Source organism: Mesorhizobium sp. P2_B11, from assembly GCF_056404855.1.
This window is the reverse complement of sequence record NZ_JBFUDF010000001.1, coordinates 879,315-902,766: the sequence shown is the minus strand read 5'-3', so window position 1 is coordinate 902,766 and position 23,452 is coordinate 879,315. Positions and strand designations below refer to the sequence as shown.

23 protein-coding genes are annotated in these 23,452 nt (G+C 62.9%); 14 read left to right on the top strand and 9 right to left on the bottom strand.

The genetic code is table 11. The annotated features are described in order from the left end of the window. Positions 1-113: 113 nt before the first annotated feature. The 8 genes from AC1DYJ_RS04110 to AC1DYJ_RS04075 all read right to left on the bottom strand — a co-directional run bounded on the left by AC1DYJ_RS04110 (position 114) and on the right by AC1DYJ_RS04075 (position 9,100). Positions 114-1,157, bottom strand: coding sequence for an NAD(P)-dependent alcohol dehydrogenase (locus AC1DYJ_RS04110; protein WP_477280128.1), 1,044 nt, complete (start codon positions 1,155-1,157; stop codon positions 114-116). 52 nt (positions 1,158-1,209) lie between these two features. Beyond that, complete coding sequence (gene groEL / locus AC1DYJ_RS04105; protein WP_477425954.1) at positions 1,210-2,841, bottom strand: chaperonin GroEL; 1,632 nt, start codon at positions 2,839-2,841, stop codon at positions 1,210-1,212. Positions 2,842-2,918: 77 nt separating this feature from the next. Beyond that, a complete protein-coding gene (locus tag AC1DYJ_RS04100; protein WP_477280126.1) occupies positions 2,919-3,716 on the bottom strand; it encodes an iron-sulfur cluster assembly protein in 798 nt (265 codons plus the stop codon). Between the two features lie 5 nt (positions 3,717-3,721). Next, the gene (locus AC1DYJ_RS04095; RefSeq protein ID WP_477280125.1) at positions 3,722-4,744 is read right to left on the bottom strand and encodes an amidohydrolase family protein; all 1,023 of its coding nucleotides are present in this window, start codon (positions 4,742-4,744) and stop codon (positions 3,722-3,724) included. A 71-nt stretch (positions 4,745-4,815) separates the two neighbouring features. Further along, on the bottom strand, positions 4,816-5,187 hold the full coding sequence (locus AC1DYJ_RS04090; protein WP_477280124.1) for an MmoB/DmpM family protein: 372 nt from the start codon (positions 5,185-5,187) through the stop codon (positions 4,816-4,818). A gap of 17 nt (positions 5,188-5,204) precedes the next feature. Continuing rightward, positions 5,205-6,263 carry an aromatic/alkene monooxygenase hydroxylase subunit beta gene (locus tag AC1DYJ_RS04085; RefSeq protein ID WP_477280123.1) on the bottom strand — a complete coding sequence of 353 codons (1,059 nt, stop codon included), beginning with the start codon at positions 6,261-6,263 and terminating at the stop codon, positions 5,205-5,207. A gap of 47 nt (positions 6,264-6,310) precedes the next feature. Further along, complete coding sequence (locus tag AC1DYJ_RS04080) at positions 6,311-7,372, bottom strand: 2Fe-2S iron-sulfur cluster-binding protein (protein ID WP_477280122.1); 1,062 nt, start codon at positions 7,370-7,372, stop codon at positions 6,311-6,313. 54 nt (positions 7,373-7,426) lie between these two features. Continuing rightward, positions 7,427-9,100, bottom strand: a complete 1,674-nt coding sequence (locus tag AC1DYJ_RS04075; RefSeq protein WP_477280121.1) for an aromatic/alkene/methane monooxygenase hydroxylase/oxygenase subunit alpha — start codon at positions 9,098-9,100, stop codon at positions 7,427-7,429. A gap of 544 nt (positions 9,101-9,644) precedes the next feature. Between AC1DYJ_RS04075 and AC1DYJ_RS04070 the strand changes: the two genes are divergently transcribed. From AC1DYJ_RS04070 to AC1DYJ_RS04055, 4 genes are read left to right on the top strand one after another with little or no spacing between them, the layout of a single operon-like run. Beyond that, positions 9,645-10,118, top strand: a complete 474-nt coding sequence (locus tag AC1DYJ_RS04070; RefSeq protein WP_477280120.1) for a hypothetical protein — start codon at positions 9,645-9,647, stop codon at positions 10,116-10,118. Then, positions 10,115-10,438, top strand: coding sequence for a hypothetical protein (locus tag AC1DYJ_RS04065; RefSeq protein WP_477280119.1), 324 nt, complete (start codon positions 10,115-10,117; stop codon positions 10,436-10,438). Before AC1DYJ_RS04070 ends, AC1DYJ_RS04065 begins: the two co-directional genes overlap by 4 nt. Positions 10,439-10,451: 13 nt before the next feature. Next, positions 10,452-11,579, top strand: coding sequence for a WD40 repeat domain-containing protein (locus AC1DYJ_RS04060; RefSeq protein WP_477280118.1), 1,128 nt, complete (start codon positions 10,452-10,454; stop codon positions 11,577-11,579). Positions 11,580-11,611: 32 nt separating this feature from the next. Then, on the top strand, positions 11,612-11,785 hold the full coding sequence (locus tag AC1DYJ_RS04055; protein ID WP_477280117.1) for a hypothetical protein: 174 nt from the start codon (positions 11,612-11,614) through the stop codon (positions 11,783-11,785). A 37-nt stretch (positions 11,786-11,822) separates the two neighbouring features. Here the strand turns inward: AC1DYJ_RS04055 and AC1DYJ_RS04050 are convergent, their stop codons facing one another. Beyond that, positions 11,823-12,719 carry a LysR family transcriptional regulator gene (locus tag AC1DYJ_RS04050; RefSeq protein WP_477280116.1) on the bottom strand — a complete coding sequence of 299 codons (897 nt, stop codon included), beginning with the start codon at positions 12,717-12,719 and terminating at the stop codon, positions 11,823-11,825. 288 nt (positions 12,720-13,007) lie between these two features. Between AC1DYJ_RS04050 and AC1DYJ_RS04045 the strand changes: the two genes are divergently transcribed. From AC1DYJ_RS04045 to apnL, 10 genes are all read left to right on the top strand, one after another. Then, on the top strand, positions 13,008-13,742 hold the full coding sequence (locus AC1DYJ_RS04045) for an SDR family NAD(P)-dependent oxidoreductase (RefSeq protein WP_477280115.1): 735 nt from the start codon (positions 13,008-13,010) through the stop codon (positions 13,740-13,742). 172 nt (positions 13,743-13,914) lie between these two features. Beyond that, entirely contained in the window at positions 13,915-14,514 is a 600-nt protein-coding gene (locus AC1DYJ_RS04040) for an NADPH-dependent F420 reductase (RefSeq protein WP_477280114.1), read from the top strand. Positions 14,515-14,842: 328 nt separating this feature from the next. Next, positions 14,843-15,043 carry a hypothetical protein gene (locus tag AC1DYJ_RS04035; RefSeq protein WP_477280113.1) on the top strand — a complete coding sequence of 67 codons (201 nt, stop codon included), beginning with the start codon at positions 14,843-14,845 and terminating at the stop codon, positions 15,041-15,043. A gap of 62 nt (positions 15,044-15,105) precedes the next feature. Next, complete coding sequence (locus tag AC1DYJ_RS04030; RefSeq protein ID WP_477280112.1) at positions 15,106-15,933, top strand: phosphogluconate dehydrogenase C-terminal domain-containing protein; 828 nt, start codon at positions 15,106-15,108, stop codon at positions 15,931-15,933. Positions 15,934-16,232: 299 nt separating this feature from the next. Further along, complete coding sequence (locus tag AC1DYJ_RS04025; RefSeq protein WP_477280111.1) at positions 16,233-17,174, top strand: substrate-binding domain-containing protein; 942 nt, start codon at positions 16,233-16,235, stop codon at positions 17,172-17,174. A gap of 80 nt (positions 17,175-17,254) precedes the next feature. Further along, positions 17,255-17,914 (top strand): DUF2291 family protein, encoded by a 660-nt coding sequence (locus AC1DYJ_RS04020; protein ID WP_477280110.1) that lies wholly within the window; start codon positions 17,255-17,257, stop codon positions 17,912-17,914. Beyond that, a complete protein-coding gene (locus AC1DYJ_RS04015) occupies positions 17,911-19,467 on the top strand; it encodes a sugar ABC transporter ATP-binding protein (RefSeq protein WP_477280109.1) in 1,557 nt (518 codons plus the stop codon). Before AC1DYJ_RS04020 ends, AC1DYJ_RS04015 begins: the two co-directional genes overlap by 4 nt. Continuing rightward, positions 19,460-20,524 (top strand): ABC transporter permease, encoded by a 1,065-nt coding sequence (locus AC1DYJ_RS04010; protein WP_477280108.1) that lies wholly within the window; start codon positions 19,460-19,462, stop codon positions 20,522-20,524. Before AC1DYJ_RS04015 ends, AC1DYJ_RS04010 begins: the two co-directional genes overlap by 8 nt. A 2-nt stretch (positions 20,525-20,526) precedes the next feature. Beyond that, entirely contained in the window at positions 20,527-21,561 is a 1,035-nt protein-coding gene (locus AC1DYJ_RS04005; RefSeq protein WP_477280107.1) for a Gfo/Idh/MocA family protein, read from the top strand. Next, the gene (apnL, locus tag AC1DYJ_RS04000) at positions 21,558-23,450 is read left to right on the top strand and encodes a D-apionate lactonase (protein ID WP_477280106.1); all 1,893 of its coding nucleotides are present in this window, start codon (positions 21,558-21,560) and stop codon (positions 23,448-23,450) included. The genes AC1DYJ_RS04005 and apnL overlap by 4 nt, the downstream gene beginning before the upstream one ends. Positions 23,451-23,452: the final 2 nt, after the last annotated feature.

The window sequence follows — 23,452 nt, the reverse complement described above, 5'->3', positions numbered from 1 at the left end:
GCAAGGAAACTCGTATGGGGATCGCGCTTCGCCGACGTTCCCGATCTGCAAAAGACATGGCGTCGGCCATGACGCGGCACGCCCATTTGTGCCGCGTTCAGTCCGGAAGCTTCTCAGGGCACGATGACACCGCGACCGGTGAAACGGCGGTTCTTGAAGTCGTCGAGCGCGGTGTTGATGCTGGCGAGGTTGTACTCGGTGTAGTGCATCTTGACCTTGCCGTCGGCGTTGAGCTCCATCAGTTCGACAAGCTCGGTGAAATTGCCGACCAGGCTGCCGCCGATGTTGATCTCCTCGATGACAAGATGCGCGGTCGGCACGTTGATGTTGCCGCCATAGCCGACGACGAACAACTGCCCGCCCTTGCGCACCATCTTCCAGCAGATATTCTCGACACCGAGTTCACCGACGAAATCGATCACCACATGCGCGCCGCCGCCGGTGATCTGGCTGACCTCCTCGACGACGTTCGGTCCGCCATCGAGGATGAAGTCGGCGCCCAGATCCTTGGCCAGCACACGTGCTGCCGGCTCGCGGTCGACAGCGATGATGCGGCAACCCGAAATTGCGTGCAGCGATTGCAGCGCGATGTGGCCGAGCCCGCCAATGCCGAGCAGCACGCAGTAACTCCCTGGCCGCAGCAGTTTGGCGGCGCGCTTGGCGGCGCGGTAGGCGGTGATGCCGGCGTCCGCCAGCGGCGCCACTTCGATCGGCGTGACGTTGGCGTTCAGCTTGATCAGCGAACGCTCGCTGGTGATGAAATATTCGGCGAAACCGCCATTCATGCCGAGGCCGGGGAACTGGCCGTTGTCGCAATACATGTCCTCGCCATGGCGGCAGTTGAGACAGATGCCGCACGAGCGGAACGGGTGGCAGATCACCGCATCGCCGCGCTTGACCGATTTGACGCCGCTGCCGACCTCCTCGACCCAGCCGGCATTTTCGTGACCCATGATGTAGGGCAGCAGCGTGCCTTCGGGATCCATGGTCGGCTTCCACACGCCTTCGATGATGTGCAGGTCGGTGCGGCAGAGGCCTGCGGCTCCGACCCGCACGATCACCTCGTCGGGCGCGGTGATGGTCGGCGCCTTGACCTCCTCGATTTTGAGCCGGACGTTCATCTTCGGGTCGTATTCGTAGAGTCTGGCAGCTTTCATCGTCGTATCCTTCAATGTCGAAATTGTCTGGGTCGAAATTGTCTGGATTGCTTCAGGCGCGGCCGAGTTTTTCAGAGCCGCCGCCACGCGCCGGCCCGGCCGTCGGATCCTCATCCTCGGCAAGGTCGCCAATCAGCGTTTCGGTGGTCAGAATCAGCGTCGCCACAGACGCTGCGTTGGCGAGTGCGGTGTAGGTGACGCGGACCGGATCGATGATCCCTGCCTCGAACATGTTCTGGTAGGCGCCGGTCGACGCGTTGTAGCCGTAGCCGCCATTGATGCGGGTGACCTCGGTCACCACGGCTTCAGGATCGGCGCCCGCGTTTGTCGCGATGCGCCACAGCGGCCGCGACAGAACCGAGCGCACCAGGCGCACGCCCTCGGCGACGTCGCCATCGACACCGGCCGCCACCTTGTCGAGCAGAGGCGCGATCTGGGCCAGCGCTGAGCCGCCGCCGGCAACCACACCCTCCTCGGAGGCGGCACGCACCGCATTCAGCGAATCCTCGATCAGCTGGATGGTGCGTTTTTGCTCGACCGGCGTGACGCCACCGGCATAGAGGATCGCGGTGCCACCGGAGAGCTTGGCCAGGCGTTCGCGCAGCTTGTCCTGATCGATGTTGGGCTGCGATGCCTCATACTGCCGCTGCACCTGGGCGCGGCGCGAGGCGATTGCCGCGTGGTCGCCGCCGCCGCGAATGATCGAGGTGTAGGACGAGCTGGTCTTCACCCGATCGGCGGTACCGAGATCATCGGCGGTGATATCCTCGAGCCGGCCGCCGAGATCGCGCGCGATCACCTTGCCGCCGGTGATGATGGCCAGATCCTCCATCATCGCCTTGCGCCAATGGCCATATTCCGGCGGATGGACGACAAGGTATTTTCCCGGTCCCTGCTTGCCGAGCAGCGTCACCACCACTTCGGGCGACATCTCCTCGGACACGATCAGCAGCGGCCGGCCAGCCTCGTCGGCGATGCGGCGAACCGCATCGAGCTGCCCGGGCTCCTTGATCTTGAGATCGGTCATCAGGATGTAAGGCCGTTCGAGCACAGCCTCCATCTTCTCCTGGTCGGTTACCATGTGATGCGAGAGATAGCCGCGTTCGAAGGACATGCCTTCAACGACATCAAGCGTTGTCTCGGTGGTGACGCTGAAGTCGGTGGTGATGACGCCTTCGACCCCAACACGCTGATGCGCTTCCGCCACCAGTGCACCAAGCTTGGTGTTGGTCGCCGCGATGTTGGCGACCGACGCCAGAATGCCGTTGCCCTTTGCCGGTTTGGCCGATGCCTTGAGCGCGGCCACCACCGCCGCCACGGCAAGGTCGATGCCCTTGCACAGATCGACGGATTTCACCCCGCGCTCATTCGCCTCGACGCCGCCCTGGATGAGCGCGTTGGCAAGCACGATGGCGGTCGTGGTGCCGTCGCCGGCGACCTCGTTGGTCTGCATCGACACTTCGCGAACGACCTGCGCGCCCATGTTTTCGAAACGGTCGTGCAGCTCGATCTCGGAGGCGATGCTGACGCCATCGCGGGTCACCATCGGTGTGCCGATCGGGCGGTCGATCATGGCGTTCATGCCTTTGGGGCCGAGTGTCGGCTCGACAGCGGCGGCGAGCCGGAAGACGCCGCGGGCGAGCGCGCGGCGGGCGTCGGAATTGTGAAGCATTATTTTGGGCATGATTCCTCCTTCCGCCTTACGGGCGGGTTGTTGGTTGGGGGCCTCGTGCGAGGGAGGCCGTTGCTGTCAGTTCTGCTTCAGGCGGTCGTCGCGGTTCGCGCCGGCACGCGATCCAGAATGAAATCGACCAGCGTCGGCTCGCCATCGACCACATCCAGTTCCTTGTATCTGCTCTGCTTGAGCCCCCGGCACAGCGCGCCGTTGAACTCCATGTTGATGCGCACACCGCGCAACTCGGCGAGATGGGCACCGAGTGCGCCGTGCGGGATACGCTGCCCTTCCCAGGTCACGAAGACAGGATCATCCGCCCGGCGGTCGGGAAAACGCTCGAGCAGAGCCGCCCGGTATCTTGGCTTCTGTTTGGCTGGCTCGCCCGGTTCGAACCGCGCGACATCGTAGGCCGGCAGGTCCATGCGGAGGATTTCCCGATCGGTGAGACCGTGCGCCTTGAGGCCACGCAGGACCGCCTCCTGGCGCCGCTTGAACGCCTTCATTCTGAAGGTTTCGCGCAAGGCGCCGAGGTCCTGATCCTCGGCAAGCAAGGCGAAGATGTCGCCAAAAGTCTTGCCTTCCGCCATGCCGCGATTGACCTCGTCCGCGAACATGTGGTCGTGCAGCTTGACACGATAGGCGGGCGCCCAGGAGAGCTGGTCGAGCGCCTTGCGGACGCCGTCCAGCATCAGGAACGCGAAGTTGGGCGAGCACCAGTAGGTCGGCAGGCGGAAATCAATCTCCACGCTGCCATCGCCCGTCACATCAGCCCGTTCGACGAAACCCATCTCGGTGATGGGTTCGTCGAGTTCCGGGTCGTTGACCTCACCAAGGCGCCGCCAGAGTTCCTTCTGGCAGTCGCCGGAAACGCTGGCGGTTGCCATGGCTCCTACTCCGCCGCGATGCTGAAGGGCGAACTGGCGAGCGCCTTCTTCTTGGCTTCGACGTCGATGTTGTAGAGACGCGCGGCGTTGAGGCCGAGGATCTGCTCCTTGATCTCGTCGGTCAGCTGCACGCCGCGTTCGGCGGCGATATCCTCAGGGATCTGGTAGGCCCAGAATTTCTCGACCAGCCAGCGCGGCGTCCAGATCGCATAGTCGGAACCAAACAGGATCTTCTCCGGCCCGAGCCAGAACAAAAGCTCGGCAATGACCTCGCCGAAATAGCGCGGGCGTGCGTGGATGAAGGGCAGCGCCACGGCCAGGCCGCCATAGACATTGGTTTCCTGCGTCGCGATCCAGCAGAAATCGTCTAGACGCGGCAGGCCGCAATGCTCGATGATCCAGTTGAGGCCCTGGAAATCCGTCGCCGCGTAGTCGACATCGTGGACGTCGAAGGCGTCCTTCGAAAGCGGTATGATCGTCGGACCCTTGTGGACATGGATGTTCCTGATGCCGAGCTTGTCGCAGAGTTCGAAGCATTTATAGGCATCGGGATCGGTGAGCTTCCAGCCCTTGGAGGCGCCGTTCCACTCGGCCGTGTACATCTTCACGCCCTTGACGTCGTAGGTCTCCTTGAGGAAGTGGATGTATTCCAGCGCCTTCTCGCCGTCGCGCGGATCGAAGGCGCCGTTAACGATGAAACGCTCGGGGTAGCGCTTGGCGACCTCGGCGTTGCGCTCGATCGTGTTGAAGCCGTTCTTGTAGAAATCCTTGAGGTAGGTCGACTGGACGATCGCCACATCGTCAGGCCCGTCGATGAACAGGTCGCGATAGAGATCGTCGGCGCTGTATTTCTCGAACTTGCTCTTTTCCCACAGCTGTTCCTTCGGGCTCAAGCCGGTGTGGTAAGCATAGAAGCATTCGATGAACTGTTTGCCGTGGATGTTCTTCTGGTTTTCCGGGCTGCCGTCCCAGAAATGAGTGTGGCCATCGACCACGAAAATGTCCTTGCCTTCCGGTGTTCTGTACATGGTTGCCTCCGCAGCAATCGCATTGATCGGTTCGGCGCGCCGCACCTGCGGCGCGCCAGTTTCCTTGGCGGCTATTCGATGTATTCGAACATCTCATCCATGTTGCCGAACAGGATCACGGTGTTGTCATCGACGCGGACCATGCGGCCGTAATGGGTGGAGGTGTTGACCTCGAAGGTCTCGGCCGAAATCTCGCGGCCGAGATATTCGCCGATCGCGTCCATCTTGAAGATCAGTTTGCCGTCGCCGTCGATGCGGATCAGCGCCGGCTGGTAGGTGATGGTGACGCCGGGCTTCTGACCCATGAATTCGGCGATGGCGCGAGCCTCGACCGAGTCGTTCATGGTGACGCCGCACTGATGCGAGATCGTCTGCTCGAAGGTGATGTCCTTCATCGCCTTGAAGATGTTGGAATACGTTGCGTCGCGTGCTGCTAGTGACATGACGATTTCTCCCTGTTTCAGCGCTTGAGGCCGAGTTCGCCGAGGATCTGGCCAATCCGCTCCTCGGATTTGGCGCGGACATCAGCGAACGCGACCGGCTTGGAATGCGGCATCGACCAGATCGGCTGCAGGCCGGTGGCTGCCTTGTCGGCGAGCGCGCCGTGTTTCTTGACCCAGCCCTGGAAGAGCTTCCTGTTCGCCGCGCCGTGCGTCTCGTCGTTGGCGAGCATGTGGATGAGGTCGATCGTGTTGGCGAGATTGCGCTCGTAGTCGGCCTCTGCGGCCGAGATCACCGCCGGCGTGATGAAGTCGTGGTTGGCGGCGGCGATCTGCATCAGGAAGCCTGAGCGGAACACCTCGCCGACCAGCGGCTCGAAGACGATGTTGATGGCGAAATACTGCTCGAGATAATCGGTCGCGCCCATGATGGTTTCGACCGCTTCGCGCGTGCCTTGCCAGTTCTTGTCGTCGAGCCAGGCCTTCTTGCCGAGCTCATCGTCCCAGCCGGGAAGGTCCATGCCGATCTCGGCGAGGTAAAGCGTGATGTCCTGGGCAAGCCTGAGCTTGTAGGACGAGTTGGTCAGCGTCGCGTTGTTGATCATCTGGGTGTAGCCGTAACGCTGCGCCTGCATCAGCGATGTGCCGAGGCCGAATTCGGCATGCTTCCAGGCGCCGAGTTGGGTCTGCAGGATCTTGACCCAAGCCTTGTCGAAGGTCTTCGGCGCCCCGGACTTACGCGCATTGTTGATGACGCTCTGCACCATCGTCTCGATCTTCGACTGGCGCTGGTAGTGCGTGCGCTCCCATTCCTGGTCGGGGGCGCGGAAGGCATGCCAGTTGGAGCTCTGCGCGGCGGTGTTCTGCTTGACGTAGGCGCCCTTGCCGTCGGCGAAGGAGATGATCCAGTTCTGGATCAAATAGCGTTCCGGATCGGGCTGCACGTCGACCGTCATGTCCTCATAGTGGGTGGCACGCTGGCCTTTCGGCTCGAAATACCGGTACTTCCGACTGTCGGAGTCGGCGAAGATCGCAGCACCGGCGGCTCCGGATCCGACTGAACTCGAGGTTGCAGGCATAGTCTCTCTCCCTTGTTGCAGTTGTGGTGGCTTGCGCGTTGCCGCCCTCAATGGGCCGGCGTTGCACCTGCCGATGTGGTGAACTTGTCGAAGAAGATCCGCTCCGTCTCGAAGCCGTTCATGAACAGCACCGGCTGCAGCGCATCGATCATCGGCGGCGGGCCACAGGCATGGACATCGCCCTGCCCGTCGACCGCGAGTTGCTTGAGCATGGCGTCGACGCTCTGGTGAACGAAGCCGCGTTCGCCCTGCCATTCGGCGTCGTCATTGGCGTGCGACAGCACGGGAATGAAGGTGACATCGGAATGGTTGCCGACCAGCTCGGCGATCCTGTCGAGGTAGAACAGGTCGTTGCGAGTGCGGGCGCCGTAGAAGAAATACACCGGACGTTTCTCACCGCTCTTCAGATGGTCGTTGAGGATCGACCAGATCGGCGACATGCCCGATCCGGCACCGACCAGGATCAGGGGTCCTTGCCGTTCGTCGCGGCGGAAACAGGTTCCGTAGGGTCCGACGACGGTGACTTCGGCTCCGGCCCTGATGCCTCCGGAATCGAGTTCGCCTGAGAACTTTCCTTCAGGGTATTTTTTGATGATGAAGGAGAGTTTCTGGGTTTGGTCCGGCGTATTTGCCATGGAGAACGAGCGCGTAATCGTCTCCCCTTTTTGCGTGGTAACCGTGATGTCGACATATTGCCCCGCCCAAAACTTCATCGGCGAGCCGAGTTCGATCTCGATGCCGCGAATGTCGTGGGTCAGGTGCTCGATGCGAGCAATCCGGCCCCTGTAGGTTTTCACGGCGATCGCTTTCGCCAGGATCTCCTCGTCGTAGTTGAGGAGCTCGACTTCCAGGTCGGAGTAGGCGATGCAACGGCACAACAGGACGTGGCCGCTTTCCTTCTCCATGTCGTTGAGGGCGAAGGTCGAGTATTTCAGCATGTCGACCTCGCCTTCGAGCAACACGCTTTTGCAGGCCGAGCATTGCCCTTCCTTGCAGCCGTGCGGCAGGGCGATGCCCTGGCGAAACGCGGCGTTGAGCACCGTTTCGCCGTTCTCGACCTCGAATTCGACGCCGACCGGACTGAGCCTGACCGTGTGGGTTTCCGACATACGGACCTCCAGTGAAAGGAAGGGGCGGGACGAACCCGCCCCCCTTTGGCCTGATCAGTTGCAGGGATTGATCGTGAAGCCGGCCCGGTACTCCGCCAGGTGCTTCTCACGGTCGGTGGGCGACATGCCACGCAGCGCGTTGAGCGGCGATCCGAGCGTGTTGCCGCGCACATCGTCGAGCGTCCACATCTCCTTGTCGTCGAAGCGCAGATGCGGCTGCGGAACCAGTGTCTTGCCGTCGGAGCGGACGAAGTTCAGGTCCTTGATGGCGTCGGCCAGATCCCAGCCGTCATAGAGCGTCTCCCACTCGCGCTTGCCGCTGAAGCGGCCCATGGCGGGCGTCGGACGGCCCTCATACTCGTCGTTGAAGGCGACCATCGTGGTCCAGCGATCGAGCTCATGGGCGAAGGTGTAGAGTTCGCCGTTGATCTCGCCGACCACCATGTCCTCACGGATCAGGCAAGGAACGAGGCACGACCAGCAGCGGTGCGGATAGACGTAGCCGACGTCGCTGTTGAACAGCAGCACCTTCTCGCCCTTGTGGCTGAGCTTGGCGTACCATTTCCAGAACTCGCCGAACTCGGCATACCAGCCCGGATATTTGTGCTCGAACCACTCGAAGTCCTTGTCGGTCTGGGCTTCGATACGCCAGAAGTTGACCGGCCAGCCGACCGCGAAGAACTGCCCGACCTTGTGGACGTAATTCTTCTTGGTGATGCGCTCCCAGGCTGCCTGGACATCGTCGTGATGGACCTTGATGCCGTATTTCTCGAGCGGCAGCATGTAGGTGCGGTAGTAATCCTCATAGATCCAGCGATGCCACATTTCCGCGTAAGACTCCTTGTTCTTGTCGCGGTTGGTGGTGCCGTATTCGATGAAGGTGCCGATGGCGGCATCGACGATGGCGTGGTTCTGCCAGAAGGCGTAACGAAGGTCGCGTTCGAGCAGGAGGTGGTTCTCCGGCTCCTTGAGCGCCGCCATCAACAGCGAGTGGCCGTTGCCGATATGCCGGCTCTCGTCCGATTGGACCGACAGGAATACGGTCGGCAGCGCGTAGTCGCCGTTACGGGCGGCCTCCGAAGGCATGGCGACGAACAGCGTGTTGGTGAAGGCGGTCTCGGCGACCACAGTCAGGTACATGCAGGCGGCGGTCATCGTATCGCCGGTGATGAAACCTTCCGCGAACTGACGGCCGATGGTGGTGGCGTAGCACTTTCCGAAGGCTTCCTCGGTGATGTCGAAGCCGGCCGGATCGATGTAGTTCTCCATGTACCATTTCTTCAGATTCATCTGGATCGTCGAGTGACGAAACTCGTCGATCATCTGCATGGTGAAGCCGGTTCTGAGTTCCTCACCGGGGGCGATGCGGGCGACCATCGCCATCGAGCGGGCGGCGGAGATTTCCGGGAAGGGAATGATGGCCAGGAACAGCTTCATCCATTCGACCCAGCGCGGTTCGACGTTGCGGAACATGTCGCCGCGCAATGCCGCGTCGAGTGCGCCGTAGACACGGTTGTCCTTCTCTTCCTGCATCGGGAAGTAGGACCGCAAAACCTGCTTCATCGGGTCGCGCGGCGTCTTGTTGATCTTGTAGTCGGTCGGGAATGTCATCGCTTCCTGGACGTAGGAAGGATTCCAGCCGAGATCGGCAATCTTCTTGGTCGCCTCGCCCAGGGAAATTCCGCGTTGCGAGGTAATCTTGTTGAGCGTCAGAGACGTCATGGTCATAAGCCTCCACCAGGTTTGAGCCGCAGGTCCCTTGACCCCGGCATGAAGCGGCAAAGCACCGCCAGTGAGAGTGCGAGCGGCATGACAAAGCGTTGCGCGCCGAGGCGCGACACAAGGTCCGGCCGTTCAAGTGGATCGGGCAAAGGTTTCGAGGCGTCTGACAGGGATCCGCGGCGCCAACCGCATGTGCGATGGGCGTATCGAAGCGGTCCTGCTTCCTCCGTTCCTTCGTTCTTTTGGCACCGCGTCAAGCGCGATGGGCTTCTTATGGAAATGAACAAAGCAAGCGCCGTGCCAGTTTTGAAATAGCGCTTGCATCCGGCATTCAAACAAGACCGCCGCCTTTTCGGTACGCGATCCGGAATCAAACTGTAACGTTATTTTACAGTTGTAACTTACGCCTGTAATATTTATCTCTTATTCGCACATGCAGCATGTTTAGTTAGCATACGCAGCATATAGTGAGTTTTATATTGCCTGTTTAATTCTTTGCCTTTCCAGACTATTTGAGAGTCATGGGCAGCCTTGGCGCTGGAGAAGGACAATGCCGAACGACAAGGACGCAAGCGGGCCGACCGGGCGGATGTCCAGCCATGCCGATGGCGTCACCGGCGACCTCGTCAAGCTGATGCCCCGCGATCTGGTCTTCGTCATGCGCTTTATGGGCGAGAGCCAGCACCGCCTGCAGAGCCATTTCCAGGACTTCATCCGCGCCGAACTTGCCGCCGGCGGCGTCACCACGGAGACGCATCCGATGATCCATCTGTTCATCGAAAGCCATGCCATCCTGCTGCGCGATTTCGTGTTTTCCGGCGTTTCTCTGACGCGCCAGTTCCGCGTCGACGAGATCGAGCGGCTGACCGGCGATACGACATCGATGATCCGTGTCGACATCTGGGACCAGCTCAAAAGTCACATCGAAACAGCCGAACAACAGTTCCAGTCGCAGGCCGGCACATTGCCCAAATTGCTGTCGGCTTTTGAAAAACCGCCCGGGCCTTCGGGAAGCGAACGATGACCGAAGGATCCGAAACCGCCAGGCGTGACGCGCTGCTTGCTCGCCGGCTCGATCTCGTCGCCGGCGTCTCGGCGCTTACCGCGGAGGCACTGCGGCTCAACCAGAAACGTGCCGGTATCGAAATGGAGGTGCTGCGGCTGGAGCTTGAAATCGGAAGGAGCGGCGCCAATGCGCAACTGGTGCGGGACTTGCATGAGGCTGGGCAGAGCATGACGGCAATCTTGCAGGCGTGCGCGGCCTGTGAGGATCGCATCGTCGCGGCGGAAACCGACGTAGAGGAGCTTGATCGCCGGCTTGCCGCAACGGCGAACAAGAACTGACGGGAGAGAGAACATGAACCAGCAGTCGATGCAGAGCCTGACCTTGTTCGACCTCCTGGCCCGCAGCTGGCAGCGACCGTCGGCGATCGCCGATCTGCGCTTCAGCACCGACGGTTCGGCTGTCGCTTTCACTGCAGTCGACGGAACCGTCGCCATTGCCGCGGTCGCGGATCAGGAACCGCCGGAATCGCGGATCAGGGTGAGCAACGATCTCGGCCAGACGACGATCCGCCCGAGGGAGAAACCGCTCGTGCCGCTGATCGCGACAGTGGCATTCGGAGATGGCGATGTTCCGATCGCCGCCCATACGCATTCCGGTTTTCTGGTCGGCGCAGCCAGCGGCGAAGTGCTGCCTCTGACCGCCGGCGGTGAAGTCTTGGCCCCCCTCGTGAAGATCGATGGACCGATTGTGGCCATCGACCACAGCGCGAAGGCGGACAGGACAGCCATCAGCAATGGGCACGATGTCTTCCTCGCGCGCGGCCACAGCGGCGCGATGCGACTGGGGCGCGGCGAGATATCGTCGACAGGGGCCCTCGCCTTCTCGCCGGGCGGGCGGCGCCTCGCCTGCAGCGTTGGTGAAGGGCTGTCGATCTGGGCGGTCGAAGGCGATGCAGCGTTGATACGCGATATCTCCCTTCCGTCGCACCCGGTGTCGATCCGCTGGAGCGGCGACGGCACATGGTTGGCCTGCGGGCTCGAGACAGGCGGCTTCGCCCTGGTCAGCATGGCCGATGGCCGAGCGGACATCGTTGCGGGATTTCCATCACCGGTGCGGACGGTGTGCTGGAGCCAAGCGGCAAATGCGCTGTTTGCCTCGGGCGCCTTCCGGATCGCCGGCTGGTCGATGACCGCCCCTCCGGTTGGCGGCGAAACCTCCGGCGCACTGGAGACAGGCCGCGCCGGGCTGGTTCTTGTCGAGGCGGTGGCGGCACACCCGGAAAAGAAGCTGATTGCGGCGGGCTATGCCAACGGCCGCATCATCGTCGCTCAGACCGGAGGGCGGGACGAGCTCCTCGTCAGGCCACTGGGCAGCGCGGTCACGGCGCTTGCCTGGTCTGGCGATGGACGACACCTGGCGGTAGGCGCCGTCGACGGCACCGCCGCGATCGTCACCTTTCCCGCGCAGATGTTCAAATAGCGGACGCGGTCCGTATGAAACAGGAGGATGAAATGCAGACCGAACTCACAGCCGAGGACAAGAGCAAGGACGAATTTTTCGAACGGCTGGCCGAGCTGTCGCAAGAGATGGTGGCAAAGCATGGCAAGGATTTCAGCATGGGCGCGCTGGTGCTAGCCGCCCGCTGGATCGCCGAAAATCGCGTGGGCAAGCTCAAGACCAACTAGATCGACGAGACGATCCGTTCCTCGGGCGGCCCGGCGATCAGTCGCGCGGCACCGACAGCCCCGTGAGAAGCGGCGCGTAAGCGGCGAGCCTGCGGGATACGAACTCGGTGAAGAGCCGCACGCGCTTCGTCTTGCGCGTTTCGCCCTGCGTGAGAAGCCAGAGCGTCCCATGCATGGGCAGGTCGGTGCCTGGCACCCTCACCAATAGAGGGTCGGCATCTCCGACGAAGCACGGCAGCTTGGTCATCCCGATCCCTTGCTGCGCCGCTACGATCTGCGTCTCGGCGTCCGGGGTCCTGAACGGAACTCCCGTGGTGTGAACCTCTCCCTCGCGCGCCCAGTTCGGGAGTCCATGATCGTCTATGACGATCCACCGGATGGAATCAGGCGCGCCCGCACGCCACGCGGCCAGTCGATCGCGAGACATATAGACGCCGCTGAACAGCTCCGGTCCCTTCAGTCCGTGAAGATTGAGCGGCAGGGTCTTGCGGTCGGTGACAATGCGGATCGCGACGTCGGCCTCTCGGTTGGTCAGATTCGCTACGTCGCCGGACGACAGGATCTCCATCTCGATGTCTGGATGGAGACGCGCGAAGTCGGCGAGATCCGGCATGAGCAGGTGTGTGGCGAGGAACGGCGGAAGCGTGACCCGCAAAAGCCCGCGCGCGCTCTGGTCGCGCCCGAATACGCGTGTCTCCAGTTGGTGCGACGAGGCTTCCATCTGATTCGCGAGTTCGAGAACCTCCTCGCCCGCAGCCGTCAGGCGGTAGCCCGAAGGCAGCTTTTCGAACATCTGCGCCCCGAGGCGTTCCTCGAGTTGGGCGATGCGTCGCAGCACGGTTGAATGATTCACCCCGAGGTGCGCGGCGGCAGCCCGGACCGAGCCTCCGCGTGCGACGGCAAGAAAGTAGCGAACGTCATCCCAGTCGATCATGGTGCAATCTCGCACCGTGCGGTGCGCCTTCCAACCCCGTGTCCGACACATCGAACAGCATCTCGTATGTGGGTGGCACAAAGGGGATATCACAACCGATGCCGACAAGTGTGGCCTAATCCTGAATGGCGGACACCGACTTCGCGGCTGACGTCAATCGTGCAACCGGATCGATTTTGCACCACCGATGTGCGCGTTTCCCCACTCACTGCCTGACCCCGGCAGACTTATCTCCAGGCTCTCGGGGTTCTTCCCTAACGACCAAGGCAGAGCCTGAAAGGAAAAGTCATGGGAAAGTTGGACGGTAAGGTTGCAGTCATCACGGGTGGATCGAGCGGCATGGCGCTGGCGAGCGCCAGGCGGTTCGTTGAAGAAGGCGCTTATGTCTTCATAACGGGCCGAAGGCAGGAGGCGCTCGACGAGGCCGTCAGGCTGATTGGCCGGAACGTGACAGGCGTTCGCGGCGACGCGGCCAATCTCGACGACCTCGACCGCCTGTTTGACACGGTCAAGCGGGAAAAGGGCAGGATCGACATCCTGTACGCGAGCGCCGGTATCGGCGAAGCCGTCCCACTGGGCGAGATTGCCGAGCAGCATTTCGATGCGACCTTCGGCCTGAATACGCGCGGTACGCTGTTTACGGTTCAGAAGGCGTTGCCGCTGTTCAACGATGGCGGATCGATCTTCATGACCGGGTCGGTTGCTTCGGTGAAAGGTTTTCCTGGTTACGGCGTGTATGCGGCGAGCAAGGCGGCGTTGCGCTCATTCGCACGCACCTGGCTCAACGAACTGAAGGGCAGGAATATCCGGGTGAACGTGCTGAGCCCGGGGCCGATCGCCACACCGATGCAGGACCAAGTTCTCACCGAGGAGGCGAAGCGGATGTTCGAAACCCTGATCCCGAGGGGAAAGATGGGCCGTCCGGAGGAAATTGCGGCGGCCGCGCTGTTTCTCGCTTCAGACGAGTCGAGCTTTGTGAATGGGGTGGAGTTGTCCGTCGACGGCGGCTTCTCGGCCATCTGAATTCGCGCCGGATCGCAGGAATGGTGGAACGACTTCCGCGCTGGACAGCCGGTCCGGCCGCGCGAACTCGTTCACGGCCGGGCGCCTCCACGAAGATCGCCATGCGGCGAGACGGATAACCCGGCGCCGTTGAAGGCCGGGAATCAATATCAACACAGATCGGAGAAATATTATGAGCTACGCGATTGTAGGATTCGGCAAGATTGGCCAGGCTCTCGCCCACGCCTTCGCCCGTAGAAACATCGACGTGACCGTCGCGAGCCGCCGGCCGCCCGAGGCGTTGGCGCCGCAGGCTCGGGCGATTGGACCCACGGTCGTCGCCAAGTCGCTGCGGGAGGCGCTCGAGGCCGACACGATCATCCTGGCAGTCCCGTTCGGGGAACATCGCGAGGTTGCGAAGGCGCTGCCGAGCTGGAAAGGCAAGACGGTCATCGACGCGATGAACGCGTTTCCTGTCCCCGAGGAGCTGGACGGCCTCCCCTCCTCAGCCTTCGTTGCGAAGTCGTTCACCGGCGCCAAGTTCGTGAAAGGCTTCAATCACCTGATTGCGGCCACCCTGGCTGCCGATCCAATCGTCGAGGGCGGCCACCGGGTGGTCTTTCTGTCGAGCGACGACGAGGACGCGACCGCTCCCGTGGCGGATTTGGCCAAACAACTCGGGTTCGCACCCGTCAGGCTGGGAAAGCTCAACGAGGGTGGCGCGCTGGTGCACGCACGCGGCCGTACTTGGGGCCAGCTCATCTTCCAGGATTTGTTCAAGAAGGAGCAGTAATCGATCCAACCTTGCGATCGACACCGAGAACTGGTCGCGCGCTAACCTCTATTCCCACTCGATGTTTTTAGCCCAGCTAGGTCATTGATCTCGCTGGGTTTTTTCTTGCTTGCGGCACCGAAAGCCGACGCATGGTCCGTCAAAAAGTTACGCTTTTGATTTTAAAGGGAAAATCGCCGCGAAAAATATTTGGAGGTTTCACCAACTATCGGGGCCAATTGGGCAATTTTTTGCCCTTTGCCGTGTCCGACGGCGCGCGCAAGCCGTCTCAAAAAAAGTACCGTCACCGCTCCAACTAGCGCATCTTTTCATAGTCATGGCAGGCCCGATGGGCGTCGTATTTTCAACAAAATCAATTAGTTATTTTGCTTTTCGCCCAACCGCATCCTTCGCATCGATTCCAGCCAACGGTACCATCGGCATCAGTTTCGCCGCCGCAGGTGAAGACGTTGCCGGCGTGAGCCGGGCGTGCGGCGAATCGATTGGCGGACGAAGGCTCTGGCCAAACCACCAAGTTGTGGTAGAGTGATTATACCAGTTGATAACGTGACGATTGGCGCGGCCATCGTTTGGAAATCGGAGCAAGCATAGATGACAACGATTGCGCTGTTCGGAGCCGGCGGAAAAATGGGCTACCGTCTGTCGACCAATTTTCGCGGATCGGACTACACGATCCGTCACGTCGAGGTCAGTGAGGCGGGCCGCGAGCGACTGAAGACCGGACTGGGCTTCGATGCAGTCGGCGCCGACGAGGCGCTCAAGGGCGCTGACGTGGTGATCCTGGCCGTTCCCGACACCCATATCGGCAAGGTCGCGGCGAGCATCGAGAACAAGCTGGCGGCGGGCACAATGGTGGTGGTGCTCGATGCCGCCGCCCCCTTCGCCGGCCACCTGCCGAACCGTCCCGACCTCACCTATTTCGTCACCCATCCCTGCCATCCGCCGATCTTCAACGACGAGACCGACATGGCCGCCAAGAAGGACTTCTTCGGCGGCGTCAAGGCCAAGCAGCATTTCGTCAGCGCCCTGATGCAGGGGCCGGAGGCCGACTACGCCAAGGGCGAGGCGATCGCCAGGATCATCTGGGCGCCGGTGATGCGCTCGCATCGCGTCACGGTCGAGCAAATGGCGCTGCTGGAGCCCGGCCTTTCGGAGACGGTCTGCGCCTCGCTGCTGGTCGTCATGAAAGAGGCGATGGACGAAGTCGTGGCGCGCGGCGTCGAACGGCAGGCCGCGCTCGACTTCCTGCTCGGCCACATGAACGTGCTCGGCGCCGTCATCTTCGGCGAGACCCAGGGCGTGTTCTCCGACGCCTGTAACAAGGCGATCGAATTCGGCAAGCCGGTGCTGATGCGCGACGACTGGAAGCGTGTCTTCGAACCGGAAGAGATCGCGGCGAGCATCCAGCGGATTACGTGAGAGATGGCAGGACTTTCCCCTTCTCCCCTGCGGGAGAAGGGAAAGCTCCAGCAGATCATCAGATACATATCACCTGAAATAGTGGTTGACTCATTATACCAGTTGGCTAAGCTGTTCTCGAGCTCGGATCGTCAGGTTTCGCGGGAGTCGAAGCCTGAACGAGTGGAGGACGGGGAGTGACGATCTGCTCGGGAGGAGCCGGCGAGCGGCTTTTGAATCCGACGCGATCCGCCGCCTGACCAATTCAGACGCATGGCCCCGATCTACCAGGGCAAAAGTTTTTTCAACGGGAGGACTTCATGAAACTCACTCGCAGAATGACCCTTGCGGCTTTCGCCGGCATGCTGGCGCTCGGCACGGCGATGCCTGCCTATGCGGCGGACCTGATCGCCATCATCACGCCGTCGCACGATAATCCGTTCTTCAAGGCGGAGGCCGTCGGCGCCGAAGCCAAGGCCAAGGAACTCGGCTACGACACGCTGGTGCTGGTCCATGACGACGACGCCAACAAGCAGTCGGAGCTGATCGACACGGCGATCGGCCGCGGCGCCAAGGCGATCATCCTCGACAATGCCGGCGCCGACGCCACCGTCGCCGCCGTGCAGAAGGCCAAGGACGCCGGTATCCCCTCCTTCCTGATCGACCGCGAGATCAACGCCACCGGCGTCGCCGTGGCGCAGATCGTCTCCAACAACTACCAGGGCGCCCAGCTCGGTGCGCAGGAGTTCGTCAAGCTGATGGGCGAGAAGGGCAACTATGTCGAGCTGGTCGGCAAGGAATCCGACACCAATGCCGGCATCCGCTCCAAGGGCTATCACGACGTCATCGACGACTATCCGGACCTCAAGAAGGTGGCCCAGCAGTCGGCCAACTGGAGCCAGACCGAAGCCTACTCCAAGATGGAATCGATCCTGCAGGCCAATCCCGACATCAAGGGCGTGATCTCCGGCAACGACACGATGGCAATGGGCGCCTATGCCGCCCTTGCTGCCGCCGGCCGTAAGGATGTCATCGTCGTCGGCTTCGACGGCTCGAACGACGTGCGTGACTCCATCACCTCCGGCGGCATCAAGGCGACCGTGCTGCAGCCGGCCTTCGCGCAGGCGCAGACGGCTGTCGTACAGGCCGACGACTACATCAAGAACAAGAAGTCCCCCGCCCAGGAAAAGCAGCTGATGGACTGCGTGCTGGTCAATGGCGACAATGCCAAGAAGCTGGAGACCTTCGCGCTCACCAACTGAGCCGCGGCATCACATCAATCACAGGGGACGGACCTGAGGTCCGTCCCCTGCCCAATTTCCGTGGGTGCTTCCTGACCGCCATGCCGAACAAGCTGACCTGGTTGAGCTTCGCCGTGCCAATCCTTGCCGGAATGGCCGGCCTCGGACTCACCGCCTGCAAGATCCTGCCGACGCCGTCGGCGCAGGACGGCGGCAACGCGCCGGCCTTCAATCCCGACAAGATGGTCGAGGACATCTGGGCGCCGAAAGTGATCCCCTATCTTCAGCAGAAGGGCGGACCGTTCCCGGAAGTGCACGCCTTGGCCATCACCGACCCGGCCGCCGCCGGCGCCAAATACGGCAATCCGAAGAAGCAGGCGAATTCGCCCTGGACCTTTGCGGTGCGGCTGGAGGGCAAGATCGTCGCCGCCAACACGCAATCGCGCGCGGCGACCATCGACCTCGATGTCGACGGCGACGGCAAGGCCGATGCGCGGGTGCAGATCGGACCGGCTGTGCGCGGCACCGCGTTGCGCGACAGCCTCGACTTCATCCAGTTCAACGACTTCACCAACCAGATCGACTTCGCCCAGTTCGGCAAGGCGTTCAACATCTATGCCGACAAGACAGTGCTATCCAAGCTGCCGCGCGAAGCGCTCGAGGGCCGCAGCGCCAAGGTGCTCGGCGCCTATACGCTGGGCAGCGGCCAGGACCTGCCGCTGGTGACGCCGGCGGAGGCCGAGATCGGGCCGAAGCCATGAGCGCGGAAGCCGAGCGCGACGTCATCCTGAAGTTGGAGGATGTCTCCAAGGTTTATTCCGGCACGGTCGCGGTCAAGCGCGCCAATTTCGAGGTGCGCAGGGGCGCGGTCAACGTGCTGGTCGGCGAAAACGGCGCCGGCAAGTCGACGCTGATGAAGATTATCGCCGGCGTCGAGCAGCCAACCGCCGGGCGCATCCTGCTCGAGGGCGAGGAGGTGTCGTTCTCGTCGTCCGGCGATGCGGTGAACCGCGGCATCGGCATGGTGTTCCAGGAGCTCAACCTGTTCGGCAACTTGACCGTCGCCGAAAACATCTTCGCCACCCGCGAGATCACCAACCGGTTCCGCAAGATCGACCGCAAGGAGCAGGAGCGGCGCGCCGCGGAATTCCTCGAAAGGCTGCAGGCCGGCATCCGGCCGGACATGCTGGTCGAGGATTTGCGCATCGGCCAGCAGCAGCTGGTCGAGATCGCCAAGGCGGTCTCGCTCGACGCGCGCATCCTTATCATGGACGAGCCGACCTCGGCGCTGAGCGCGGCGGAAGTCGAGATCCTGTTCAAGGTGATCGCCGACCTCAAGGCGCGCGGCGTCGCCATCGTCTACATCTCGCACCGGCTGGAAGAGCTGATCCGCATCGGCGACTACATCACCGTGCTGCGCGACGGCCGCATCACCGGCCAGGAGCAGATGAGACAAGTCGACACGCAGTGGATCGTGCGGCAGATGATCGGCTCCGACGCCAAGGATTTCGCCAAGGCCGACGGCCACGCTCCCGGCGAGGAAATCTTTCGCGCCGAGGACATCTGCCTGCCGCGCGCGACCGGCGGTCTCGCGGTCGACCACGTCTCGCTGTCGCTGCGGGCCGGCGAGATTTTAGGCATTTACGGCCTGATGGGTGCCGGGCGCAGCGAATTGTTTGACTGCATCATGGGCCGTCACGGCCACGCCACCGGTTCGATCTTCATCGCCGGCAAGCAAGTGCGCGAGCGCGACACGACGCGGCGCATCCGGCGCGGCCTGGCGCTGATCCCCGAGGACCGCCAGCGCGAGGGCCTGGTGTCGATCCTGTCCGTCGCGAGCAATCTGACGCTGGCCAGCCTGTCGCGCTTTGCCCGCCTGTTCCACATCCGCGGCGCCGAGGAGAAGCAGGCGGTGACTGGCATGGTGCGGGAGTTGGCGATCAAGGTCGCCGACCCGGCGCAGGAGGTCTCCTCGCTGTCCGGCGGCAACCAGCAGAAGGTGGTGATCGGCAAGGCGCTGCTCACCCGACCTAAGGTGCTGTTGATGGACGAGCCCAGCCGCGGCATCGATGTCGGCGCCAAGGCCGACGTCTTCCGCACCATGCGCAAGCTGTCGCGCGATGGGCTGGGTATCCTGTTCGCCACTTCCGATCTCGACGAGGTGATGGCGCTGTCCGACCGCATCGCGGTGATGAGCAATGGAAAACTGACCGGCATGTTCGATCGCGCCGAGGCGACGGAAGCGGCAATCGTCGCCGCATCGGCGTTCGGCCACGGGCCGGCGGGGCATAGGGAGACCACCACCCATGACTGACATCCCGGCCAAGGCGGCTGCCCCCTCCACGTCCAGTGGCTCGATTCTTCTGACATTGATGAAGCTCAGGACCTTCATCGCGCTGATCGCGGTGCTGGTGTTCTTCTCGATCGCGGCGCCGAACTTCCTGTCGGCGGCAAACCTGATCCTGATGGCCAAGCATGTGGCGCTGAACGCCTTCCTGGCCATGGGCATGACCTTCGTCATCATCACCGGCGGCATCGACCTCTCGGTCGGTTCGATCGTCGGCCTGTGCGGCATGGTGGCAGGCTATCTCGTGCTCAATGGCATCGACCTGCAGATCGGCTACACCATCTATTTCAACGTCGTCGAGATCGCGCTGATCACGCTTGCCGTCGGCATAGCGATCGGCGCCGTCAACGGGCTGCTGATCACCAGGCTGAACGTCGCGCCCTTCATCGCCACGCTCGGCGTACTCTATGTCTCGCGCGGCCTGGCGCTGCTGTCATCCGACGGCCGCACCTTCCCCAATCTGGTCGGCAAGCCGGAGCTCGGCACCACCGGCTTCGGCTTCCTCGGCGCCGGCAAGCTGCTCGGCCTGCCGGTCTCGATCTGGATCCTGATCGTGGTGGCGCTGGGCGCCGCTTACCTCGCCAAGTACACGCCGCTCGGCCGCCACATCTTCGCCGTCGGCGGCAATGAGCGGGCGGCGCGGATTTCGGGCGTGCGCGTCAACATGGTGAAGATGTTCGTCTACATGTTCTCCGGCTTCTGCGCGGCCATCGTCGGCCTGATCATCTCGTCCGAGCTGATGGCCTCGCATCCGGCGACGGGCGAAAGCTTCGAGCTCAACGCGATCGCCGCAGCGGTACTCGGCGGCACCTCGATGTCTGGCGGGCGCGGCACGATCGGCGGAACCATTGTCGGCGCTTTCGTCATCGGCATCCTGTCGGACGGGCTGGTGATGATGGGGGTGAGCTCGTTCTGGCAGATGGTGATCAAAGGTCTGGTCATCATCGTCGCCGTCGTCGTCGACCAGGCACAGCGCCGGCTGCAAAGCCGCGTTACACTGATGCAGATGGCGAAGGTGGGTTGAGCATGGTGGCATTGCGGGGAGCGCTGATCGGCTGCGGCTTCTTTGCCGTCAACCAGATGCATGGCTGGCGTGACATTGACGGCGCCTCGATCGTCGCTATCTGCGACCGCGATCCGGAACGACTGCAGATCGTCGGCGACCAGTTCGGCATTGCGAAGCGCTATACCGACGCGGCCGCTTTGTTCGAAGGCGAAACGCTGGACTTCGTCGACATCGCCACCACCGCGCCCAGCCATCGGCCGCTGGTCGAGATGGCGGCGAAGCATCGCGTGCCAGCGATCTGCCAGAAGCCTTTCGCGCCGACGCTTGCCGACGCCAAGGCGATGGTGAAGGCTTGCGCAGATGCCGGCGTGCCGCTGATGGTGCATGAGAATTTCCGCTGGCAGTCGCCGATCCAGGCGGTGCGCGCCGTGCTCGACAGCGGCGAGATCGGCACGCCCTTCTTCGGCCGCATCTCGTTCCGCTCCGCCTATGACGTGTTTTCCGGCCAGCCCTATCTGGCGACCGGCAAGCGCTTCATCATCGAGGACCTCGGCATCCACATAATCGACATCGCCCGCTTCCTGCTCGGCGACATTTCGACGATCACCACGCGGACGGCGCGCATCAACCCGGCGATCGCCGGTGAGGATGTCGCGACGATGCTGATGGACCATGAAAGCGGTGCCACGTCGGTGGTCGATTGCAGCTATGCCAGCGGGCTTGCCACCGAACCGTTCCCGGAGACGCTGATCGAGATCGACGGCAGCGACGGCACGATCCGTCTGGCGCAGGGCTACAAGCTGACCGTCACCGGCAGGAGCGGGACGGTGGTGAGCGATGTCTCGCCGCCGCTGCTCCCCTGGGCGTCGCGCCCCTGGCACAACATCCAGGAAAGCGTCGTCGCCATCCAGAAGCACTGGGTCGACTGCCTGGCGATAGGAATAGAGCCCGCCACCTCCGGTGCCGACAATCTCAAGACCTTCGCGCTGGTCGAGGCCGCCTACGCCGGTGCGGCGAGCCACGAGCCGGTCCATCTCGATGCCTTGCTGAAATGACCGCCGACGCTTTTTCCCTCTACGGCACGCATGCGGTCGAAGCCGAGCCGGTCAGGCTGAGTGCGGGCGCGCTCAGCGCCGACTTCGTCAACGGCAATCTGCGCACCATTCGCCATGGCGGCACCGAGGTGCTGCGCGCCATCGCCTACATCGTGCGCGACCGTGACTGGGGCACCTACGAGCCCGAACTGACCGACCTTGTCATCGACCAGCGCGCCGATGCCTTCTCCGTCAGCTATGCGGCACGCTGCACGGGACCGGACGGGAGCAAGCTCGGCTTCCGCGCCACCATCAAGGGCTCTGCCGATGGCGCGCTGGTGTTCGATGTCAGCGCGCTGCCCGAGAGCGATTTCGAGACCAACCGCTGCGGCTTCTGCGTCCTGCATCCGATCGCCGGCCTTGCCGGCAGCCCGGTGACGGTCGAGCACACCGACGGCAGCGTGGCGGACACCAAGCTGCCCCTGCTGATCGATCCCTGGCAGCCGTTCAAGGATATTCGCGCCATCACGCATCAGGTCCGGCCGGGTGTGGCCGCCGAATGCCGGATGGAAGGCGATGCTTTCGAGATGGAAGACCAGCGCAACTGGTCCGATGCCTCCTACAAGACCTATGTGCGGCCTCTGGCGTTGCCATGGCCGTACGTGCTGCCGGCCGGCGAAACCAACCGCCAGACGATCACGCTGCGCATTGCCGGCAACGGCAAGGCGCCGGCAGTTGCCGCTGCGCCCGAGCCAGTCCGCGTGACGCTCGGCGAGCCCGGCGCCTCGCTGCCCGAGATAGGCGTGGTCATCTATTCCGATGATGTCGAGGCGACGCTCGCGAAGCTTTCCGCGCTGATGGAATTGGGGCCACGGCAGCTGCTGCTCCACTACGATCCGACGCGCGGCCACGGCTTCGAGGCGCTGCACGCCTTCTCCCGGCTCGCCGAGGCCTATCCGTCTGGCACGACGCTCGAATGCGTCGTCGCCTGCGACGGCGATCTCGATGCCGAGCTTTCCGGCGTCGCCAGCATGGTGCGCCGGGCCGGCCTGCGGCTTGATGCCATCGCCGTCTCGCCCTCGGTCGACCGGCAGTCGACGCCGCCGGGCAGCGCCTGGCCGCCCTGCCCGCCACTCGACGACGTCTATGCCGCCGCGCGGCGCGCCTTTCCGGACATCCGCCTCGGCGGCGGCATGTTCAGCTATTTCACCGAACTCAACCGCAAGCGTGTTCCCGCCGGCCTGCTCGACTTCGTCACCCACTGCACCTGCCCGATCGTGCACGCGGCCGACGACCTCAGCCTTATGCAGTCACTGGAGGCGCTGCCCTTCATCACGCAATCGGCGCGGGCGATCTTCGGCGACAAGCCGTACCGGATAGGACCATCGACCATTGCCATGCGCCAAAACCCCTATGGCGGCGCGACCAAGGACAATCCGGAGGGACAGCGCATCGCCATGGCCAATCGCGATCCGCGCCATGCCGGGCAGTTCGCCGCCGCCTGGACGATCGGCTATGCCGCGCGCGTGGCATCTGCCGGGCTGGAGATTCTGACGCCTTCCAGCTTCATCGGACCGTTCGGCCTGCTCGCGTCATCGGACGAGCCCGCCGAGGAAGGCGCGCCCCGGCCGCTTTTCCATGCCGTGAAGATGCTCTGCGACCTGGCCGGCCACCGGTATGTCACTACCGCGGTCAGCGACGACACAAGAGTAGCAGCACTTGCCGGCCGCTCGCCGGCGGGTGAGACGGTCGTCTGCCTGGCCAACCTGACAGCAGGCGATGTACCGGTCGACATTTCCGGTCTGGGCAAGGCTTCGCTCACCATTCAGGATGAAAGCGGGCCAGCCATCAGCCGGGATGCGGGCGGCAGGCTGGTGATGCCGCCTTACGCGATCGCCCGGATCGGCTGAAC